The organism is Streptomyces sp. HPF1205, from assembly GCF_020400825.1.
In the GTDB taxonomy this organism is placed as follows: domain Bacteria; phylum Actinomycetota; class Actinomycetes; order Streptomycetales; family Streptomycetaceae; genus Actinacidiphila.
The window spans coordinates 49,143-68,495 of record NZ_JAINVH010000028.1 but is presented as its reverse complement, the minus strand read 5'-3'; the positions used below and the strand labels follow the sequence as shown (position 1 = coordinate 68,495).

Below are 19,353 nucleotides of genomic sequence, written 5' to 3'. Positions count from 1 at the left end.
GAAGAAACAAAGTGGCGCCGCCCGCTTCCCCTGACCGGCGGGCGGAGCCACTGCGTCAGCCCGCCGCAGGACCCCGTACCGAGGGAGCACCATGCCGGCCACGGCCACCTTCCGCGTCCGCGCGCTGCTGCTCGACATGGACGGGACCCTGGTGAACAGCGACGCGGTGGTGGAGCGGGTCTGGAGCCGGTGGGCGGCGCGCCACGGCCTGGCCCGCGAGGCGGTGCTGAGGGTCGTGCACGGGCGGCAGGGCCACATGACGATGGCCGAACTGCTGCCGGACCGCCCGATGACCGAGAACCTCGCGGAGAACGCCGTCCTGCTCGCCGAGGAGACCGGCGACCTGGACGGCGTCGTGCCGGTCGCGGGCGCCGGGGCGTTCCTGGCCGCGCTGGCGGGCAGTCCGCACGCCCTGGTCACCTCGGCGAGCGAGGCGCTGGCCCGGGCCCGGATGGGCGCCGCCGGGCTGCCGCTGCCGCCGGTGCTGGTGACCTCCGAGCGGGTCAGCGCGAGCAAGCCGGACCCCGAGGGCTTCCTCAAGGGCGCCGCGGAGCTGGGCTTCGCCCCCGAGGAGTGCCTGGTCTTCGAGGACGCCGAAGTCGGCATCGCGGCGGCCAAGGCGGCCGGGATGCGGGTCGTCGGCGTCGGCCCCCGCGCGGCGGCCCACGGGCCCACCGCCCACGTCCCGTCGCTGGACCACGTACTCGTGGCGGCCGATCCTGACAGCGGCCTCCACGTGACCGTCCGCTGACCGCTCGCGGGCCGTTCCTGGACGGCGGCCCGCGAGCGGCGGCGGCCGGCCGCACCCGGCCGGCGGGCTCCGCCCCACCTGGCCCCGAACGCAGCCGTGCGGCCGGGCCCCGGCCGGGCCGGCCCCGGCTCAGGCCCCGGCCAGGCCCTCGCGCCTCACCCGGCCGCCGCCTCGTACAGGCTGAATCCGGCCAGTACCACCATCACCGCCGCCGCGATCTTCGTGATCAGCCGCAGCGGGACCCGCCTCATCAGGAGCTGCCCGCCGAAGATGCCGAGCGCGGCCACCGCCCACAGGCCCAGGACGGCGCCGATGGCGACGGAGACCGGGTCGCCGTAGCGGGCCGCGAGGTTGGCGGTCATGATCTGGGTGAGGTCGCCGAACTCGGCCACCAGGATCAGCGTGAAGCCGGCTCCCGCGACCTTCCAGAAGCTCTGCGAGGACGGCGCCCTGACCTCCTCGTCCTCCTCGCCCCTGGACAGCAGCAGCATGGCCGCGCCGCCGAGGAAGAGCAGGCCCACCACACCTTGCACCAGGCGGTGCGGCAGCAGCGTGAGCAGGCTGCCCGCGGCGATGGCGAGCGCCACGTGGACGACGAAGGCGGCGGCGACCCCGGCGAAGACGTACGAGGCGCGGTAGCGGGTGCCCAGCATGAGCGAGGCGAGCGCGGTCTTGTCGGGCAGCTCGGCAAGGAAGATCACGCCGAACACGACGGCGATGACGGTCGGGCTGAACACGGGATTCGGGTCCTCGATCGGTCGGGCGCCGTGCCCTGGACCGCGGATTCGGGGTCGCTTCGGCACGGCAGCGTGTGAACACTGCGGCCGAAGGTCTCGCCGACGGCCCGTGCACGCACGCGCCGCCCCCGGGCGCCGGCCCGGGTGCCGCCGCGCGGGCGGCGGTCCGGGCAGTATGTCGACGGTCCGGCGAAGAGCTACTCCCCTTCTGCTGCGACCAGTGTACGGGGGCCGCGCGGGACTACGCGGGGGCGGGGCGGGTGATGTGCCCGCGGGCCACGAGTTCCAGCACCACGGCGACCGAAACGGCCTGCACGGCCATGAGCGCGATGAGGACGAACAACTGCACCGCCCCCGCCGACACCGGGCTCGCGCCGCCGAGCAGCATGCCGACGAACGCTCCCGGCAGGGTGACCAGGCCGACGGTCCGCGTCTGGTCCAGGCCCGGGACGAGCGCGCCGGACGCGGCGGGCCGGGCGATCTCCATCCGGGCGTCGCGGTCGCTGAACCCCAGCGCCATCGCGGCCTCCACCTCGCCTGCCCGCCCGGCCAGTTCCTCCAGCGCGCGCCGCCCGCCGAGCACGGTCGCGGTCAGCCCGCCGCCGATGAGGATGCCCGCCACGGGGATGAGGGCCACGCCGTCGATCGGCACCAGCCCCGCCGCGACCAGCACCGCCACCACCGGCAGCGACCCGGCGCCGACCGGCACGAAGGCCCACCACCACGTCCGGTCGCGGGTGATCCGCCGCCCCGCGGTCCTGGACGCCACCGAGAACATCAGCACCACGAAGCCCAGCAGCGCCGCCTCGTGCTTCACGACCCAGCCGATGAGCGCCGAGACCGCCGCGAGCTGGACGGCCGCGCGGATTCCGGCGTACACGATGCCGCGGGCGTAGTTCTCCTGCGCGTCCGCCAGCCGCGCGTACGCGGCGACGCCCGCCGCCGCGACCAGCAGCACCGCCAGCACGACGGCGAGCGTGCGGTCCACGGGCAGCAGCGAGGACGACGAGGCGGTGGACGGCAGGGCGGACGGCGACCAGGCGGACGGCAAGGCGGCGGGCGCGAGGGCGGCGCCGGTCGGGGCGGTCAGAGCGGTCGGGGCGGTCACGGCGCCACTGTGGCACACCGCCCGCCCGCGGGGGCACGGCTGTTCCCGCCGGGGCGGGCCGCCGGGAACACCCGTGCCCCGCGGCCCGCCCCCGTGTCCCAACAGCGGCCGAAAGGTGTCTGATACGTCACGTGCCCTCGGCGGAACCGATGGCCATCACTGGCGTACGCTGTACGGCTGACGGGGGACAAGATCCGCCGTTCCCGGAACGACAGCGGCACCGTACTCCGCACGGACTCGCGGGACCACGGCACGGCACGGGCAGGACTGGCGGAGGACGAGGAGGCAGGGTGCTGCAGGGCCTGGGCTCTCTCTTCGACTGGCCCTGGATCTACGCCCTGGTGGCGCTGTCCGTCCTGCTCGACGTCTTCCTGCCGGTGCTGCCCAGCGGAATGCTGGTGATCAGCGCGGCCACCGCCGGATCGTCCGCGCCCGGTGACGACTTCCTCGACGTGTTCGCGCTGCTGGTGTGCGCCGCCGCGGCCTCCTGCGCGGGCGACCTGCTGGCGTACCGGCTGGCGTTCCGCGGCGGGGACTGGTTCGAGAGCCGGGTCGCGGCATCGCGGCGGCTGGCGTCGGCGCACGAGCGGCTCGGCCAGGTGCTGACCGGCGGCGGCGGGGCACTGGTCGTGCTCGCCCGTTTCGCCCCCGCGGGCCGCAGCGTGGTCAGCCTGTGCGCGGGCGCGGCCCGGCGCCGCCCCCGGGAGTTCCTGCCCTGGTCGGCGGTGGCCGGGGTGTGCTGGGCGACGTACAGCGTGGGCCTGGGCTGGATCGGCGGCGAGTGGCTGGGCGCGAGCTGGCTGGGTACGGCGATGTCGTTCGCCGCGCTGCTGGCCGCGGGCGGCTTCGCCGCTTACGTGTTCCGGCGGGAGCGCCGGGCGGCGCTGAAGGCCGCCTACGCCGCCGTACCCCTGCCCCTTCCGGGTCAGCAGACGCAGCCCGACCGCGCCGGGATCGTCGAAGCGCTGTAGGCGGGCCGCCGGCAGGCTGCGTACGGGCCGCGGACGGGCTCGCGTCCGGCCAGGTCAGCGGCGAATACCAGGATTTCGGAAAGTATTCTCACTCGATCCGGCAATAGGCAGCACCCTGCGTCACGGAAACAATGAGGGCCGTATCACCCCCTGATGGGAAGGACAGCCCATGTCGGTTGATGCGGGGCAGGAGACCGCGCAAGGAGAACCGCGGGACGGACAGGGACGAACCAGTCTCGACACCGCCGCGGCGCGGAATCTCGCCACGACCACGAAGTCCGCCCCGCAGATGCAGGGCATCTCCTCGCGCTGGCTGCTGAAGGTGCTCCCCTGGGTCCAGGTCACCGCGGGCACGTACCGGGTCAACCGCCGGCTGAGTTACGCGGTGGGTGACGGGCGGGTGACGTTCGTGAAGACCGGCTCCGAGGTCCGGGTGATCCCGCGGGAGCTGGGCGAGCTGGCGCCGCTGCGCTCGTTCGACAGCGACGAGGGGCTCACCGCGCTGGCGGACCGCTTCGTCCAGCGGGAGTTCGAACCGGGAGCGGTCCTCGCGCAGGCCGGGCAGCCCGCCCACACCGTCTACCTGATCGCGCACGGCAAGGTCGAGCAGCTCGGCGAGGGGCCGTACGGGGAGCAGACCCGCCTCGGCGTGCTGGCGGACGGCGACCACTTCGGCGCGGACGCCCTGCTGTCCGGCGACGGCACCTGGGAGTTCACCGCCCGGGCGGCGGCCGCGACCACCGTCCTGGCGCTCACCCGCGCCGACCTGGAGGCACTGCAGGGGCGGTTGCCGGAGCTGTCCGAGCACCTGGCGGCGTTCCGCGCCCTGCCCAAGCAGCGCACGAACAGGCGCGGCGAGGCCGACATCGAGCTGACCTCGGGTCACAAGGGCGAGCCCGCCCTGCACAGCACCTTCGTGGACTACGAGGTCAAGCCGCGCGAGTACGAACTGAGCGTCGCCCAGACCGTGCTGCGCGTGCACACCAGGGTCGCCGACCTCTACAACGAGCCGATGAACCAGACCGAGCAGCAACTCAAGCTCACCGTCGAGGCGCTGCGCGAGCGGCAAGAGCACGAGATGGTCAACAACCCGGAGTTCGGGCTGCTCCACAACGCCGAGTACGACCAGCGGATCCAGCCGCACGCCGGCCCGCCGCTGCCGGACGACTTCGACGAGCTGATCACCCGCCGCCGCGGCACCCGCTTCCTGTTCGCCCACCCCAGGACCATCGCCGCATTCGGCCGCGAGTGCACCCGCCGCGGCATCTACCCCGACCCGGTGGAGGTGGCCGGCTCGACCGTTCCCGCCTGGCGCGGCATCCCGATCCTGAGCTGCAACAAGATCCCGGTCACCGCGGCGCGGACCAGCTCGGTCATCGCCGTGCGTACCGGCGAGGACAACCAGGGCGTGATCGGCCTCAACCAGACCGGCCTGCCCGACGAGTACGAGCCCGGGCTCAACGTCCGCTTCATGGGCATCGACGAGAAGGCCGTCATCAGCTACCTGGTCAGCACCTACTTCTCGGTCGCGGTGCTGGTGCCGGACGCGCTGGGCGTGCTGGAGAACGTGAACGTGGCGAACTGGCGCTGAGCGGACCGGCCGCGGGCCCCGCAAGGGCCCGCGGCACGGAACAGGAGCGGTTCCCCCGACCTGGGGGAACCGCTCCTTTCGTCCTGCGCGCGCCGCGGCCGTACCGGGCGGCTACCCGAGCACCACGTTCCTGATGGTGTCGGCGGAGACCGCGAGGCCCGAGCCGAAGGGATCGTCCAGGTCCCAGATCAGGAACAGCAGGAAGGCGATCAGGGCGCTGAACAGCCCGGCCAGCAGCAACTCCCGGGCCGAGCGCCGGATCTGCAGCACGAAGACCAGGCCGACCGTCACCAGCGCACCGACGATCAGTCCGAACCACACCATCGCCGGCATCGTCGAGCCCGCGTTCTGCCCGCGGGCGGTGCGCGCCTCGTCGGCGGCGGCGACCTGGTCCACCACCGGCTGGTACGCCTGCGCCGCCAGGTCCGACTTGGGGTCGAACCGGGTGACGTCGGCGCGCACCTGGTCCAGCAGCGCGGTGCCCCTGGCCGACAGGTCGCCGTGCTTCTTCATGTACGGCCACTCGTGGTCGGCCACGTACTGGGCGTAAATGTCCACGTCGGCACGCACCTTGTCGCGTACCGCCGGCGGATACACCTGCACCCTGGCCTTCACCTCGTGCAGCGCCTGGGCCTCGGCCCGCACCGCGTCCTGCGCCGAGCCCCTGGCCTCCCACACCCCGGCGATCGCCAGGCCCAGCACGATCGCGTAGATCACCCCGATCATCATGGTCATGTACTCGATGACATCCGGTGTCTGCGACGGATCGTCGTCGTCCCCGATCCTGCGCTGCCTGATCACCACGACGGTCAGGACGACCGCGCACACGGCGATCATGGCGATCAGCAGCGCGAGCCACTGCGACATCGGCAACTCCCCCTCGGCTTCGCTTCGGTACGTCGTCGTTCGCTACCTGCTCCTGCGACCGGTCCCGCCACCGGGGCGCAGTACCGCGACGGCCAGGAGGGCGGGCACGGTGGTCAGCAGCATCGTGATGGTCATGGGCTGGTGCCGGGCCCTCGGCGGTGCCACGGCGGCCGGTTCGCGGGCCGGCCATCGCACAGGCGCGGGCCGCGGCTTCGGCGCGGGCGCGGGAGCCCGCGTCGGTTTGGGCGCCGGCTTGGGCGCGGGTCGGGGTGGCGGTTTCGGTACCGGCGCCGGGCTTGGCGGCGGCGTGTGCCGTACGACCGGTGGCGCCGGCGCGGGCCTGGGCGTCGGGGAGGGGGACGGGGTAGGAGTCGGGGACGGGGTCGGGGTCGGCGTGGGAGTGGGAGTGGGAGTGGGGCTGGGAGTCGGGGTCGGGCACGGTCTCGGCTTGTGGTGGCGCCAGGGCCAGTCGTCGCCCCAGTCCCAGATCCAGATCCAGTGCCCGCACTCCCACCAGCGGCGGGGTCCTCGCCAGGGCCATCCGGGGTCGCCCTGGGAGGGCCCCGGCGCCGCCTGCTCGTCGCGGCAGACGGGCTGCCCGAGGAAGGCGGGGCACGGCGCCCTGGGCGCGGCGGCGGCTCTCCCGCCGACGGCCCACAGACCCGCCGCCGTCACCACGACGACGAGCGCCGCCCACAACAGGGCGCGTTTCCCCCACGAAATGCTCAGATCGGCACTCACAGGGCAATGGTCGGGAGAAGCGGGCGGGAGAGCCCCGCCCCCGGCAGCCGTTCCCCCGTTCGGAGTATTCATCGGGCAAACACCCGATATTCTGTGCGATTACTCTTCGGGATCCGCGCCCTCCGCCGTCAACACACCGCAGTGGGGCAGCCGTTCACCCCTACGGAACGCGAGTGGGAACGGGCGCGCGACATGGAGCCACCTCCTTCACCCGGCCCGGCGGGCGTCAATACACTGCACAGGGCCGGTCGGGCGCGCGTACAACGCGCCGACGGCCGAGGACAAGTGAACACATGCACAAAGAACCGGTAACGGGGGAAATGTGTCAGACCTGAAAACGCCACCACAGAAGGACTTCTCGGACTACGAGACGCTGATCGGGGAACAGGGCGGCCACTTCACGAAGCTGAAGAGCTGGAGCACCAGCGAGTGCAACCAGAGCGACGGCCTCGACGGGGTACTGGAACTGCTGCGGCCGCTGGTCCCGGAGATATCCGGATTCTTCGGCGGCAAGCTCGGGCAGTGCGAGACGGGCATGCACACGGTCGCGAGCAAGGTGAAGGAGACCGCGAGCGACTACGCCCACACCGAGCACGCCAACCAGGTCAACCTGCAGAGCGTGTACGGCAAGCCGCTGTCCCACTTCCCCGACATCGGCGCCACTCCCGGCATGCCGCGCATGGGCGACTTCAAGGACGAGCCCGTCGACCTGAAGACGCCGACCAGCGCCGAGGAGGACACGGCCAACAACATCAAGCTCCAGCTGAAGCTGATGCGCAGGAAGCTGACCAGCGGCGGGGAGCTGGCGGCGGCCGAGAAGATCTTCAAGTGGCTCACCGGCAAGAGCCTGATCGCGATCCTCATCGACCCGATATTCGGCCAGTACGGCCGGCTGAAGTACCTGCACGACGCCTACGCGGAGCTGAGCGACGGCACCTACACGGTGGCCGGCACCATCCGCAAGGGCTCCTGGTCGCTGGCCGACGAGTGGACCGGCGAGGGCGCGACGGCCTTCGACTCGTACATGTTCCGCTGGAGCATGGGGGTCGGCGGCATAGGCGACGCGGCCGCGGTGGCCGCCAAGGCGTTCAAGGACGGGTACGACGTGATCGTCCCGCTCGTCTACGTCGTCCTCAAGGAACTCAACGACCTCATCAACAACGAGCTGGAGGAACTGGCCAAGCAGGGCGCCGAGATGGCGGCCGGCGACGCCGGGATCGAGGCGGTGGGACTCGGGCCCGAGGACCCGCTCGCGGACATCGGCGCGGGAATCTTCACCGCCTACAAGCTCTACAAAATCTACAAGATTGTGAAGAAGATCATCACAATCATCATGTACATCGACAAGACGATCAACGCCGTCAAGAAGGCCGTGGAGACGATGAAAAAGGACGTCGAAGCGGTCAAGGCGTTCTTCAACGCGCCGATGGAACTGCCGAGTCTGGGAAGTCTCGTCAACGACGTGGAGCAGAACGGCTTCTCGTTCGAAAAGAAGGGCGGCTGGACGCCGAGCGTGGGCGCCGCGCGCCTCGCCATGCTCCCGCCGGCCCAGTGACGTCGCCGGTACCGCGCGAAAAGGCACGACGGCAGCAGGCGGCACGGCGGCACGGCGACACCGCACATCGGCACGGCAGCACAGCGGCACGGCAGGACCGGAACGGGAAAGAGATGACATGAGCTTCCACGGATCGCAGTACGGGGCGGCCCACGGGCCGGGCGACGCCGACGACATCGAGGCGGCGAGCGAGAGGGTCGCCGACGAGATGATGGCCAACCGGTCCCCGCGGCAGCAGGAACTGGCGGACCGCATCTTCCGGGAACTGGCGGACGGCGCCGAGGTCGACGACATCAAGGACCTGATCGGGGAGCTCAGCCGGACCGCGACCGAGGACGCGCGGCGCCGGACCGAGGTGCCGCGCGCGGGCGGGTTCACGTGATCGAGTCGCTCGACGCGTTCACCTGCGTCCCGGAGTTCAGCCGCAAGCACACCACGTTCCGCGTGTACGCGCAGGGGCAGAAGGAGCCGGTGGCCCGCGCCCACAAGGACAGCGCGTGGGACACCCGCTTCCCGTACCACGTCTTCGAGGGGCCCGGGCTCGACCGGCTGGTCGGGTACGTGACGCCCTGGGAGGCCATGACGGCGGACCGGGTCAGGATCGGCCGGGTCGACCGCCGGTCGGGGTCGGCCGCGCGGCGGGACAAGTGGAGCTTCCAGCAGAGCGGCCTGCCGGAACTGCTCGGCGGACCGGACGGGCGGGCCACCAAACTGCGGCACAGCTTCCCGCTGCGCGCCGTGCTGGCCAACGCGCCCGCCGACGCGCTGTTCTCCCTCCGGCTGCTGTTCCAGGGCGCCGGGTCGGACGGTTTCGAGCTGACCCGCCAGTCGGGCCTGAACCCGCGCTACTCGGTGCGGATCCACGACGAGCGCGTCGACCGCCTGCTGGTGCTGGCGTGCGTCGCCCTCGTCAACCGGGACGACGACAACCCTCGGCAGTTCCTCGCCGACATCGCCTCCAACCCCCTGAAGGGCTGAGCGCGGGGAAAGACCGACGGCCAGGCGGGGGACCGCGGTCCCCTGCCTGGCCGTTCTTCGCGTCCACCGGAATCGCGCCGAGTGGGCGTGGACGGTTTCGAACCGCCGACATCCGCCTTGTAAGGGCGGCGCTCTACCACTGAGCTACACGCCCCGGAGACCGCGACGACACAGATTACCCTGCTTGCGGGCCTGGTCGGCAACCGCGCAGGCCCCGGACCGGACGATGTGCCCGCCGGGGCCGGGTGGGAGGATGGAGCGGACGGGTGGACCGGCCACGAGGGCGCGAGCGCGGGGAGAGAGAGTCACTGTGACGACGGCACGTTCGTGGTGGCGGCGCGGCGACAACCTGCGTGCGGAGGCCCAGGCGGCGAAGGACGCGGCCGCCCAGGCGTTCTACGAGCTGGACACCGCCCAGCGCGAGCTGGAGATCTCCATCGAGACCATCTCCGCGGTCGACGACTCCCCCGAGGCGCGCCGCGCGCTGTCGGGTTTCCGCGCGCTGGGCGAGCGCATCGACCAGGTCAGCGGCGCCTACATCGCCACCGTGGACGCGCACGACCTGGACCGGGACGAGCTGGACCACGGGGCGGCGGGCCGGGCTCGCGCGGAGTTCACCCGGACCAAGGAGGAGCTGGAGCGGGCCAAGACCGAGCTGGAGCGGTTCTCCTCGGGCCTCGGCCCCCTGCTGGGCAAGGCCGAGACCCAGCTCGCCCGGCTCGCGCCCGCCGTCGAGCGGGCCAAGCAGTCGCTGCTGGCCGCGAGCAACGCGCTGGACGCGGTGCGCGCCGCGGGCTTGCGGGCGGACGCCCTGGCGGCCCGCCTGGCCGCCCTCTCACCCGAGCTGACCAAGCTCAACGAGGGCGCGCACCGGCACGGCGTCCAGCAGACCGTGCGGCGCGCCGACGACGTACGCCGCGAGGCCGAGGCGGTCAGGGCCGAGGCCGAGCGGCTGCCGGAGCAGGCCCGGGAGATCGACAAGCGGTTGGTGTCGCTGCGCACCCGGGTGCAGGCGCTGGCCACCCGCGCGGAGGGCGTCGCGCCCGTGCTCAGCGAGCTGCGGCGCCGCTACTCGCTGGCCTGCTGGCAGGACCTGCAGCAGGTGCCGGAGCAGGCCGCGGAGGCGGTACGGCAGGCGGAGGCGGCGCTCGCCGAGGCCCGCCGGGCCCGCGCCGAGCAGCGCTGGGCGGACGCGACGGCGAAGCTGGCGACCGTACGGGCCCTCATGGACGACGTGGACGCGGCGGTGGGCGCCGCGGGCGACCGGCTGCGGCGGCTCAACGAGGTGGCCAAGGACCCCACGGCCGAGGTCGAGAGGACCAGGTTCGCGATCCGGGACGCCCAGCGGCTGGCCATGCAGGGCCGGGTCACCCCCGAGCCCCGGCACGCCCGCCCGCTGGACGAGGCGGTGGCCCGGCTGGACCGGGCGCAGGCCGCGCTCGGCGGGCGCCACCCGGACTACTGGGCGTTCCTCACCGAGACCGCGGCCGTGCGCGAGACGGCCAACCGTGTGGTCGCCAACATCCGCGAGGACCGGGCGGCGGGCCGCTGAGCCCACCGCCCGGCCACGGGCGCGCCGACCGGACACCCGGGGCCCGAAGGCCGGGGCCCGTCAGCCGCAGCAGCCGCCGCCGCAGCACCCTCCGCCGCCACCCGCGGGCGACGCGGACGGGCCGGTGTCCCCCGCGGCCGAGGCCGTACCGCCCACCGCGACGGTGGACAGCAGCTTGACCGTGTCGTCGTGACCCGAGGGGCACACGGCGGGGGCGCCGGACTGGGACATCGGCCGGCGCAGCTCGAAGGTGCTGCCGCAGGCCCTGCAGCGGTATTCGTAACGGGGCATGGTCACAGACTAGCGGCGGCCGGCCCGTCCCTGGGCGCCGCCGGGCCGACCGGGCCGACCGGGCCGCCGGGCCGACCGGGCCGCCGGGCCGCCGGGCCGCCGGGCCGACCGGGCCGACCGGGCCGACCGGGCCGACCGGGCCGACCGGGCCGACCGGGACCGTCGCACGCGTGTCCGGCTCGGCCGCAGGCGTGTCCGGCTCAGCGCCTGCGGGCCAGGGTCAGCCCGTCCGCCACCGTCAGCAGGACGTCGTCGACGCGGTCGTCGGCCCGTACGTGGTCGTTGAACCGCCGGATCGCGGCCGCCGCGCCGCCCGCGTCCGGGTCGGCGACCTGGCCGTGGTAGAGGGTGTTGTCGACCACCATGAGCCCGCCCGGGGTGAGCCGCGGCACCAGCTCCTCCCAGTAGTTGACGTAGTTCTCCTTGTCCGCGTCGAGGAAGACGAAGTCGATCCAGGGCTCGGCGGGCAGGGCGCGCAGGGTGTCGAGGGCGGGCGCGATCCGCAGGTCGATGCGGTCGGCGACCCCGGCCGCCGCCCATGCCTCGCGCCCGACGTCCGTCCACTCCCGCGACACGTCGCAGGCCAGGAGGCTGCCGCCTTCGGGCAGGGCCTGGGCCATGGACAGCGTGGAGTAGCCGGTGAAGGTGCCCACCTCGACGATCCTGCGGGCGCCGGTGAGGCGGACCAGGAACGCCAGCAGCGGGCCCTGCTCCTCGGCGGTCTGCAGGCCGGCCACGTCGGCGAGCTTGTCGTGCGTGGTGTCCACCAGCGCGCGCTGAACGGGGTCCAGCGGGGGATTGTGGTCCAGGACGTATGCGTACAGCTCGGGCGTGAGCTGCGGGTTCTTGCTCTCGTTCATGGGTCTTCTCCCGTGCGTCGCGCTTAGGGTGTCCACGTGCTCGTCGATGACGTGATCGCCTTGGTGCCCAGCATTCCAGGTCGCAGGTCCATGCTGGGGCTCGCCGGCCCCCCGGCCGCCGGCAAGTCGACCCTCGCCCGCCGTCTGGTCGCGGCCGTCGACGCCCGGCTCGGCCCGGGCACGGCCGCGTACCTCCCGATGGACGGCTTCCACCTCGCCAACGCCCAGCTCGACCGCCTGGGCCTGCGCGACCGCAAGGGGGCGCCCGAGACGTTCGACGTCGACGGCTACGTCCAGCTCCTCGGGCGGCTGCGCACCGAGCGCCTGCGGCCGGTTTACGCGCCGGACTTCGACCGTGCCCTCGACGAGCCCGTGGCCGCCGCCCTCGTCGTGCCCCCCGGCGCCCGCCTGGTCGTCACCGAGGGCAACTACCTCGCCGACCCGGACCCGGCGTGGCTGCCGCTGCGCGACCTGCTGGACGAGATCTGGTACGTGGACGCCCCGCCGCGGATACGGGAGGAGCGCCTGGTCGGCCGCCACGTGAGCGGCGGCCGCACCCGGGAGGAGGCGCTGGCCTTCATCGCGTCGAGCGAGCGCCCCAACGCCCGGCGCGTCGCCGCCGCCCGGCCGCTGTGCGCCCGCGTGATCAGCGCGGAGGACGAGCCGGCGCGGAGCGAGCCGGCGTAGGGCGGCGGACGCCGTGGGCACCCGGCCCCTGCGGGTCGGGACCCTCCGGGTCACGCGGAGGCGTGTGCGACCATGCGCCGCAGGATCTCCTCGCCGGCCGTGACGCCCACCTGCGGAACCCGCACCACGTGCGGGGCGGTCCAGCCGGTGTCGGCCAGTTCGCCGTGGCCGGGGGTCCAGCCGATGTCCGCGGCCAGCAGGAGGTCGACGTCCAGCAGCGAGTCGCCGGCCGCCAGGATCCGGTCGGCGCCGGTGCGGCGGACCACCTCCGCCAGCGCGGCGCTCTTGCTCAGCGGCTTGGGCACGGCGTAGACCTTGCGCCCCTGCAGGGACACCGTCCAGCCGAGCGGCTCGGCCCATGCCGCGAGTTCCTTGACCCAGCCCGCGGGCAGCAGCTCGCGCTCGACCACGAGGTAGGCGAACAGGTCCTCGGCCACCCGCTCCTTGCGCAGCCACCGCGGGTCCGACACGGCCGCCAGGTGCGCGCGTACCTCCGCCAGGGGCGCCGCGCCGTCGGCCAGGCGCCGCCGCATCTCGGCGTTCCAGTCGTGGTCGGTCCGCCCGTCGAGCAGCAGGTGCCCGCCGTTGGCGCAGATGGCGTACCGGGGCTGCCGCACCGGCAGGCTGATCCGCCGGTACTGCTTGCGGGTGCGTGTCGTCGTCGGCACGAACCGCACCGTGTCGGCCAGCTCCCCCAGCAGCCGGCTCGCCGCCTCGGTCAGGTACGACAGCGGCCTGGCCTCGTGCACCTCGACGCACAGCAGCCGCGGCGCGCGCTCGTCGGGCACGGACAGCGCCAGCGCGCCCGTGGAGTAGATGAGGGTCCGGTCCAGGTCGCTGGCAACGAGGGTGCGCCCGGTCGGCCCGGTCCCGCCGATCACTTGGCACCCACCGCCTTGCCGTCCACACCGGTCGCCCCGCGGGTGAAGCGGGGGTGGATGAGCCCGACGCAGGAGTACGGCAGGTCGTCCACCTCCTCGACCGGCACCTCGCGCTGCGCGGCGAGCAGGCGCACGTGGTCCAGGTCGGTGCCCGCCCCGCGGCGCGCGAGGATCTTCCAGGGGACGCGGCGCAGCAGCACCCGGGTGGTCTCGCCGACCCCGGGCTTGACGAGGTTGACGTCGTGGATCCCGTACTCCTCGCTGATCCGCTCGACGGCCCGCCATCCCGCCCAGGTGGGCGTGCGGTCCTGGGCGCGCAGCGCCTTGACGTCCTCGGCCACCGCGTCGCCGGCCTCCTCGAACGCGGCGGAGACGGTGTCGAGGAACATCCCCGACAGGTCCGCGCCGGCCAGGCCGCGGTAGTACTTCGCGCCGTGGTAGTCGTCGGGGCCGATCAGGCCGGCCCGCAGCACCGTGCGGGAGACCAGGCCGGAGACCGTGGAGTTCAGGCAGGCCGAGGGGATGAGGAAGTCGTCGCGGGTGCCGTACGTGGACACGCAGCCGCCGGGGTCGGCCAGGACCGCGATGTCCGGGTCGAACCCGCCGAAGTCCTCGATGGCGGCGGCCAGTTCGCGGGTGATCGCGCCCTTGCCGGTCCAGCCGTCCACGAAGACCGCGTCGGCCGGGTCGTGGTGCGCGGCCAGCCAGCGCAGCGCGTTGCCGTCGATGCCGCGGCCGCGCACGATCGAGACGGCGTAGTGCGGCAGCTCCAGTCCGTGGGCGTACCGGGCCCAGCGTCGCATGAGGACGCCCACGGGCGTGCCGGCCCGGGCGAGGGAGACCAGCACGGCGTCCGGGCCGCGCTCGGCCAGGACCAGTTCCGTGACGGCGCCGACGGCCCGGGCGATCCGGGTGGCCGAGGCGGCCAGCGCCGAGCGGAACAGCTCCTGGTACTCCGCGCTCGGCTGGTACTCCACCGGCAGCGACTCGGCGTAGTGCGCGCCCCCGCTCTGGATGGCCTCCTCGCGCTCCTCGGTCGGCGCCTCCAGCTCCACCCCCGACAGGTCCTTCAGCAGCCAGCCCACCTCCTCGGGGGCGTACGAGGAGAAGTGCGGGCCGCGCAGCGGCTCGGCGAGCGGTTTCGGGTCGCGCGTCATGCGAAGGGGGGTCTCCTTGTCCTGTCGGGCCGCGTCGGGTCGGTCCGCGTCGGGTCGGTCCGCGTCGGGCCGCGCCTCGTCCTCTCGGGCCGCGTCGGGTCGGCCCGCCTGGTGTGCCCGGTCCGCCCAGGTCGCCGGAACCGCGGGCGGGCGGTAGGTCGGCACCACCGCGAGCAGCACGGCCGGCGTGTGGGCGGCGAGATGGGCCAGCAGCCCGTCGGGGGCGTGCAGCCGCGGGGTGTCCCCGGCCGAGTCCACGACGCAGACGATCGCGTCGAAGCCGGTGATGTTGTAGGCGTAGCGCTCGCGCGAGCCCGCGTCCGCCGGGTCGTCGTGGGCCGGGAAGGCGATCCGGGTGCGGATCGCGTAGCCGGGGTCGTCGACGGCGAGGACGGGGGAACGGGTGGTGGTGGAGAACCGTATCTCCGTGCCGGGCCCCACCGCCTCCGCCAGTGCCCGCGCCAGCCGCAAAGGCGTGTACATGAGCTCCTCCGTGCCCAGGACCAGGACGCGGGCGGCGGCCGGGGGGAGGGCGGCGGCGACGGGGGCCGCCAGGGAGGGCAGGGCCGCTTCCAGGGCGGCCCGGTGTCCGGGGAGGTAGCCGTGGCGGCCGCCGTCGGGCAGGGAGGGCGGCCAGGGCAGGGCGACGCGGGTGGCGGTGAAGGAGGGCGCGGGGGCCGGGGGCGGGGTGGTGTGCGCCTCCACGAGGGCGCGTCCGCGGTCCAGCACGCCGTCGGGCAGCGTGACCGTACCGGTGGCGAGGGCGACCAGGTCGATGCGGGCGCCGAGGGAGGCGGCGAACGCGTCCAGGCGGGCGCGGTCGGCCGGGGAGCGCATGTCGGTCAGGGCGACGACGACGTACCGGGCGCGCGGCGCCCGGGCGTGCAGCTCGCGGATCGTGTTCAGGACGGTGCGGCCGGTGGAGAACTCGTCGTCGACCAGGACGAGCGGTCCCGGCCGGGTGAGCAGGTCCGGGTCCTCGGGGAGGAGGAGGTGGCCGGTGGCGTGGCTGTGCTCCTCCTCGAAGCCGCCGCCGGGCACGACACCGGGCACCTCACGGCGGGTGGAGTGCAGGTAGGGGGCGGTGCCGAGGCCGTCGGCGACCGCGTGGCCGAGCCCGGTCGCGGTCTCCGCGTAGCCGAGGACGACGGCGTCGCCCGCCTCGTCGCCGAGCAGCGCCCCGACCTCGCCGCCCAGGCCGTGCCCGGCCGCGTACACCCGGTCGGGGTGCTGCGGGACGTGCTTGCCCAGGACGCTGGAGACGAGCAGGTGCGCGCGCTTGGGGTTGCGGCGCAGCGCGAGGCCCAGCAGGGCGTGCAGGCCCTCGCCGTGCAGGGCGACGCCCAGCCGGTCGGCGACCCACTGTCCTGGCCAGGGCGCTTTCGTTGGCATGCGGGAATGGTTTCCGTTCTTCCGGACGACACGGCGGGGGCGGTACGGGAGGGCCGCCCGCGCTCAGGACTGCGGCAGGCTGGCCGCGAGGAGTTCCACGAAGCCGATCTCCTCGCGGGCCACACCGAAGACCTCGGCGCGGCGCATGGTCCGCTCGGCCCAGGCGCGGTGCGGCTTCACCTCGTTCATCTTGTTCGTGTAGGCCGAGCGCAGCACTCCCCCGCCGCTGCGGTCCTCGTGGAGGATGTCGGCGGCGTCGCAGAACTCCTCGTGGGTGACGACGTTCAGCGCGTGCACCACGGGCACGTGGGTGGGGTGGATGCAGGTCTTGCCCTGCAGCCCGTTGGCCCGGTCCAGTTCGATCTCCCGCAGCAGGCCGTCCATGTCCCGCTCGATCAGCGCGTCGCGCAGGTCCTCCGCCTCGGGCCGGAAGGGGCTCAGCCGCAGCTGCGGCTTGAACATGCGCTCGTGGTGCCGGAAGTACTCCCACACCGGGCCGGTGACGGTGAAGCCGCTGCCGTCGGCTCGCCCGAAGACGTTGACGACGTCGGCGATGACGGAGGCCACGATCTGGACGTCGTACGCGGTCATCGCGGGGGCCCGGCGCAGCCCGTAGGAGGAGCAGAAGTCGGTGACGCCCAGCCGCAGCGCGAGGATCCGCTCGCGGTACTTGTCCACCGTGCGGGATATGCCGGCGAGCGTTCCGACCCGGCTCTCCAGATGCATCAGCTGCGGCGACTCCAGGACCGGCATGGCGAACAGGCGGTGCCCGGCGGCGGCCTCGGCGAGGGTGAGGGCCTCCAGGAAGGGGACGCCGGTCTCCTCGGTGAACTTCGGCAGTACGAATCCGGACAGCAGCGCCGCGTGCGCGCCCAGCCGGCCCACGAGATCGGTGATCTGGCCGGGGGTGCGGACCCGGATGAACAGCAGCGGGAGCGCGGCGGCGGCGTCCGGGCGGGCGGCCAGATCGGCGAACTGCCGCACGAGATTGGCCTCACCTGCGACGACATCCTTGTCGTCGATGGAGTCCTCCAGGCACAGGACCATGGACACCACGCCCCGGCGGGCCTGCTTGAGGATGTCCTCGGCGAGCCGTTCCCGGGTGGCGGGGCTGTAGAGGGTGGCGCCGAGCGCGACAGCGAGCGTGGCGGCAGGCGAGTCAGCGGTGAACTCCTGCGGCTCCTGGTGGAACAGTTCACTTCTGAGGTCCGAAGTGAGGTGTCCGAAGTGGCGCATGCGCCCCCTTTCTGGATCGTGGGCTGGAACACATCTGGCCGATTATCGTACGTACGAGTGTGCGGTACAGGTTCCCGTCGCGTATGAAGAACAGGTAACCGGCGCAGGTCCATGGCGTGACCGTCACACCCGGCCGCCGGCCCCCCGCGTACCGCCGCGTTGTCTGCCACCCGGCCGGAGGGGCAGGATGGCCGCTATGACGCAACGGATGGTCAAGGGGTCGAACCTCCCGCTGGACGCCCACGGCGTCCGGGCCGTGCTGCGCTGGAGCCCCGGTCCCGGGGCACCCGACGTGGACGCCTCGATGCTGCTGGTGGGTCCCGACGGGCGGGTCCGCTCCGACGCGGACTTCGTCTTCTACAACGAACCCCGCCACCCCTCGGGCCTGGCCCGCCATCTGCCCAAGAAGCGCGTCCCCGACGGCCTGACCGACACCGTCGAGGTGGACCTGGCCAAGCTCGACGCCTCCGTCGACCGGGTGGTGATCGCCGCCTCCTGCGACGGCGGCCCGTTCCGCCTCGTCCGCGACCTCGGCCTGTCCCTCTACGAGAGTACGGGACCGGCGCACGCGGCCCCGCTGATCACCTTCGAGGTCGTCCCGGACACGGGCGAGGAGACCGCCCTGATCTGCGGCGAGCTGTACCGTAAGGACGCCGGCTGGAAGTTCCGCGCGCTCGGCCAGGGCTACACCTCGGGCCTGGTGGGGCTGGCCACGGAGTTCGGCATCGCGGTGGACGACGTCGACGGCATGGACGGCGCCTCCGGCGGGAGCGCGGCCGGGCCGGACAACACGGGCGGCGTGCGGCCCGGAGGGGGCGCCGAGGCCCCGGACTCCGGCACCGCCTCCGGCCGCACCGCACCGCACCACCCGCCGTTCCCCGCCGCGCCGCCGCCCCCCGCCGGGCCCGTCCCGGCCGCGGCGTACGGCTACCCGCTGCCGCCTCCGCAGCCGGGCCACGTGCCCGCCCAGCCCGCGTACGGCTACCCGCAGCCGGTCTCGGCACCCGTGCCGCCCCCGGTCCACCAGCAGCCCCAGCAGGGCTGGCCGGCCTACGGCTATCCGCAGCCGGTGGCGGCCACCGTCCCGGCCCCCGTCCCGCAGGCGGAGCCGGCCTTCGTCCTGCCCCCGCAGGGCCCCCAGTTCCAGCCGGGACGCTGAGGGCGCGGACCGGCCCCGCGCGGGCGGCGGGGCGCCTCAGACCTTCGTCTTGTAGCCCCGCCCCCACTGCAGACCCCACCCGTACAGCCGGTCGATCTCGGCCTGGAAGCCGTAGACGTACTTGACCTCGCGGCGCACGGTCAGCTCGCCCTTGTTGTTCTCGATGAGGACCACCGCGCAGGACCGGGCCTGCGGCTCCCGCTCGGTGAGCGGGATCTCGATCCGGGGGCCGGAGCCGGGGAAGATCTCGACCTTCGCGTGGGTGCGGTCGAAGGCGGGCGTGCCGTCGTAGATGTACACGAAGACCAGCAGCCGCTTGAACTTCTCGCGCTGGTCGAAGTTGATGAAGAGCGTCTCGCCGCTGCCGCTGCCGAACCGGTCGTCGCCGCTCATCTGGATGTACGGCGGCTGGTCCAGGTCGCCCAGGAAGTTGCCGAGCGGCTGGACCACGCCCTTGGTGCCGTCGGCCAGCTCGTACAGGCAGGCGAGGTCCAGGTCGACGTTGACCATCGCCGGCCCCGCCGCCTGGACCACCTGGGGCCGGAACAGTTCGAGCTGGCGGCGCAGGAAGCCGGGGCGGTCCGCGGTCCAGCCGCCGGTGTCGGAGGTGCGCATCGACCACGACAGGTTGACCCGCATGTTGCCGACCGCGGCGCCCTGCTTGGTGAGCGATATCACCGGGTGCCGCTTGGTGAGTTCCACCGAGTGCGCGTTGGCGACGTCGAGCTGCTGGACACCGCTGGGCCGCAGGAACCGCCACCAGGCCATCTGCCGTTCACCCTCCCCTGTCGAGATACGGCGCTGCCCCCACCGGACGGCGGGGGCAGCGTACGAAAGCC

18 protein-coding genes and 1 tRNA gene are annotated in these 19,353 nt (G+C 73.5%); 9 read left to right on the top strand and 10 right to left on the bottom strand.

Annotated elements, in window-relative coordinates:
• Positions 1-91 precede the first annotated feature (91 nt).
• The gene (locus tag K7G61_RS26670) at positions 92-751 is read left to right on the top strand and encodes an HAD-IA family hydrolase (RefSeq protein WP_225849539.1); all 660 of its coding nucleotides are present in this window, start codon (positions 92-94) and stop codon (positions 749-751) included.
• Positions 752-906: 155 nt separating this feature from the next.
• Here K7G61_RS26670 and K7G61_RS26665 read toward each other — a convergent pair whose 3' ends face one another.
• Complete coding sequence (locus tag K7G61_RS26665) at positions 907-1,488, bottom strand: TMEM165/GDT1 family protein (RefSeq protein ID WP_225849538.1); 582 nt, start codon at positions 1,486-1,488, stop codon at positions 907-909.
• A gap of 241 nt (positions 1,489-1,729) precedes the next feature.
• Entirely contained in the window at positions 1,730-2,512 is a 783-nt protein-coding gene (locus K7G61_RS26660; protein ID WP_225849570.1) for an ABC transporter permease, read from the bottom strand.
• 374 nt (positions 2,513-2,886) lie between these two features.
• Between K7G61_RS26660 and K7G61_RS26655 the strand changes: the two genes are divergently transcribed.
• Together K7G61_RS26655 and K7G61_RS26650 are read left to right on the top strand one after the other, a co-directional pair.
• Complete coding sequence (locus tag K7G61_RS26655; protein WP_225849537.1) at positions 2,887-3,567, top strand: DedA family protein; 681 nt, start codon at positions 2,887-2,889, stop codon at positions 3,565-3,567.
• Between the two features lie 169 nt (positions 3,568-3,736).
• Positions 3,737-5,158: a family 2B encapsulin nanocompartment shell protein gene (locus K7G61_RS26650; RefSeq protein WP_225849536.1), complete on the top strand. Its 1,422-nt coding sequence runs from the start codon at positions 3,737-3,739 to the stop codon at positions 5,156-5,158.
• A gap of 111 nt (positions 5,159-5,269) precedes the next feature.
• Here the strand turns inward: K7G61_RS26650 and K7G61_RS26645 are convergent, their stop codons facing one another.
• Entirely contained in the window at positions 5,270-6,025 is a 756-nt protein-coding gene (locus K7G61_RS26645; RefSeq protein ID WP_225849535.1) for a DUF4239 domain-containing protein, read from the bottom strand.
• Between the two features lie 1,063 nt (positions 6,026-7,088).
• Between K7G61_RS26645 and K7G61_RS26640 the strand changes: the two genes are divergently transcribed.
• From K7G61_RS26640 to K7G61_RS26630, 3 genes are all read left to right on the top strand, one after another.
• Positions 7,089-8,321, top strand: coding sequence for a hypothetical protein (locus K7G61_RS26640; RefSeq protein ID WP_225849534.1), 1,233 nt, complete (start codon positions 7,089-7,091; stop codon positions 8,319-8,321).
• Between the two features lie 118 nt (positions 8,322-8,439).
• Positions 8,440-8,703, top strand: coding sequence for a hypothetical protein (locus K7G61_RS26635; protein WP_225849533.1), 264 nt, complete (start codon positions 8,440-8,442; stop codon positions 8,701-8,703).
• Positions 8,700-9,299: a hypothetical protein gene (locus K7G61_RS26630; protein ID WP_225849532.1), complete on the top strand. Its 600-nt coding sequence runs from the start codon at positions 8,700-8,702 to the stop codon at positions 9,297-9,299. Before K7G61_RS26635 ends, K7G61_RS26630 begins: the two co-directional genes overlap by 4 nt.
• A gap of 82 nt (positions 9,300-9,381) precedes the next feature.
• Here the strand turns inward: K7G61_RS26630 and K7G61_RS26625 are convergent.
• Positions 9,382-9,453: transfer RNA gene (locus tag K7G61_RS26625), tRNA-Val, on the bottom strand.
• A gap of 156 nt (positions 9,454-9,609) precedes the next feature.
• On the opposite strand from K7G61_RS26625, the gene K7G61_RS26620 reads away from it, so the two are divergent.
• Entirely contained in the window at positions 9,610-10,851 is a 1,242-nt protein-coding gene (locus tag K7G61_RS26620) for a hypothetical protein (RefSeq protein WP_225849531.1), read from the top strand.
• A gap of 60 nt (positions 10,852-10,911) precedes the next feature.
• On the opposite strand, the gene K7G61_RS26615 is transcribed toward K7G61_RS26620, so the two are convergent.
• Positions 10,912-11,142, bottom strand: a complete 231-nt coding sequence (locus K7G61_RS26615) for a zinc ribbon domain-containing protein (protein ID WP_225849530.1) — start codon at positions 11,140-11,142, stop codon at positions 10,912-10,914.
• 200 nt (positions 11,143-11,342) lie between these two features.
• Positions 11,343-12,002 (bottom strand): O-methyltransferase, encoded by a 660-nt coding sequence (locus tag K7G61_RS26610; RefSeq protein ID WP_225849529.1) that lies wholly within the window; start codon positions 12,000-12,002, stop codon positions 11,343-11,345.
• A 36-nt stretch (positions 12,003-12,038) separates the two neighbouring features.
• Between K7G61_RS26610 and K7G61_RS26605 the strand changes: the two genes are divergently transcribed.
• Positions 12,039-12,689: a nucleoside/nucleotide kinase family protein gene (locus K7G61_RS26605; protein ID WP_225849528.1), complete on the top strand. Its 651-nt coding sequence runs from the start codon at positions 12,039-12,041 to the stop codon at positions 12,687-12,689.
• A 50-nt stretch (positions 12,690-12,739) separates the two neighbouring features.
• Here the strand turns inward: K7G61_RS26605 and K7G61_RS26600 are convergent, their stop codons facing one another.
• The 3 genes from K7G61_RS26600 to K7G61_RS26590 form a co-directional block, all read right to left on the bottom strand.
• The gene (locus K7G61_RS26600) at positions 12,740-13,570 is read right to left on the bottom strand and encodes an HAD family hydrolase (RefSeq protein ID WP_225849527.1); all 831 of its coding nucleotides are present in this window, start codon (positions 13,568-13,570) and stop codon (positions 12,740-12,742) included.
• Complete coding sequence (locus K7G61_RS26595) at positions 13,567-16,119, bottom strand: phosphoribosyltransferase (protein ID WP_225849526.1); 2,553 nt, start codon at positions 16,117-16,119, stop codon at positions 13,567-13,569. The genes K7G61_RS26600 and K7G61_RS26595 overlap by 4 nt, the downstream gene beginning before the upstream one ends.
• A gap of 63 nt (positions 16,120-16,182) precedes the next feature.
• Positions 16,183-17,355, bottom strand: coding sequence for an HpcH/HpaI aldolase/citrate lyase family protein (locus K7G61_RS26590; RefSeq protein WP_225849525.1), 1,173 nt, complete (start codon positions 17,353-17,355; stop codon positions 16,183-16,185).
• Between the two features lie 196 nt (positions 17,356-17,551).
• Here K7G61_RS26590 and K7G61_RS26585 point away from each other — a divergent pair, with 196 nt between their 5' ends.
• Entirely contained in the window at positions 17,552-18,514 is a 963-nt protein-coding gene (locus K7G61_RS26585) for a TerD family protein (protein ID WP_225849524.1), read from the top strand.
• Positions 18,515-18,550: 36 nt separating this feature from the next.
• Here the strand turns inward: K7G61_RS26585 and K7G61_RS26580 are convergent, their stop codons facing one another.
• The gene (locus K7G61_RS26580; RefSeq protein ID WP_225849523.1) at positions 18,551-19,282 is read right to left on the bottom strand and encodes a Tellurium resistance; all 732 of its coding nucleotides are present in this window, start codon (positions 19,280-19,282) and stop codon (positions 18,551-18,553) included.
• Positions 19,283-19,353: the final 71 nt, after the last annotated feature.

Bases quoted from the DNA above. Each gene is read 5' to 3' on its own strand.
- K7G61_RS26635 (WP_225849533.1), top strand. From the start codon at position 8,440: ATGAGCTTCCACGGATCGCAGTACGGGGCGGCCCACGGGCCGGGCGAC.
- K7G61_RS26590 (WP_225849525.1), bottom strand. From the start codon at position 17,355: ATGCGCCACTTCGGACACCTCACTTCGGACCTCAGAAGTGAACTGTTC.
- K7G61_RS26610 (WP_225849529.1), bottom strand. From the start codon at position 12,002: ATGAACGAGAGCAAGAACCCGCAGCTCACGCCCGAGCTGTACGCATAC.
- K7G61_RS26645 (WP_225849535.1), bottom strand. From the start codon at position 6,025: ATGTCGCAGTGGCTCGCGCTGCTGATCGCCATGATCGCCGTGTGCGCG.
- K7G61_RS26595 (WP_225849526.1), bottom strand. From the start codon at position 16,119: ATGCCAACGAAAGCGCCCTGGCCAGGACAGTGGGTCGCCGACCGGCTG.
- K7G61_RS26650 (WP_225849536.1), top strand. From the start codon at position 3,737: ATGTCGGTTGATGCGGGGCAGGAGACCGCGCAAGGAGAACCGCGGGAC.
- K7G61_RS26580 (WP_225849523.1), bottom strand. From the start codon at position 19,282: ATGGCCTGGTGGCGGTTCCTGCGGCCCAGCGGTGTCCAGCAGCTCGAC.
- K7G61_RS26585 (WP_225849524.1), top strand. From the start codon at position 17,552: ATGACGCAACGGATGGTCAAGGGGTCGAACCTCCCGCTGGACGCCCAC.
- K7G61_RS26615 (WP_225849530.1), bottom strand. From the start codon at position 11,142: ATGCCCCGTTACGAATACCGCTGCAGGGCCTGCGGCAGCACCTTCGAG.
- K7G61_RS26670 (WP_225849539.1), top strand. From the start codon at position 92: ATGCCGGCCACGGCCACCTTCCGCGTCCGCGCGCTGCTGCTCGACATG.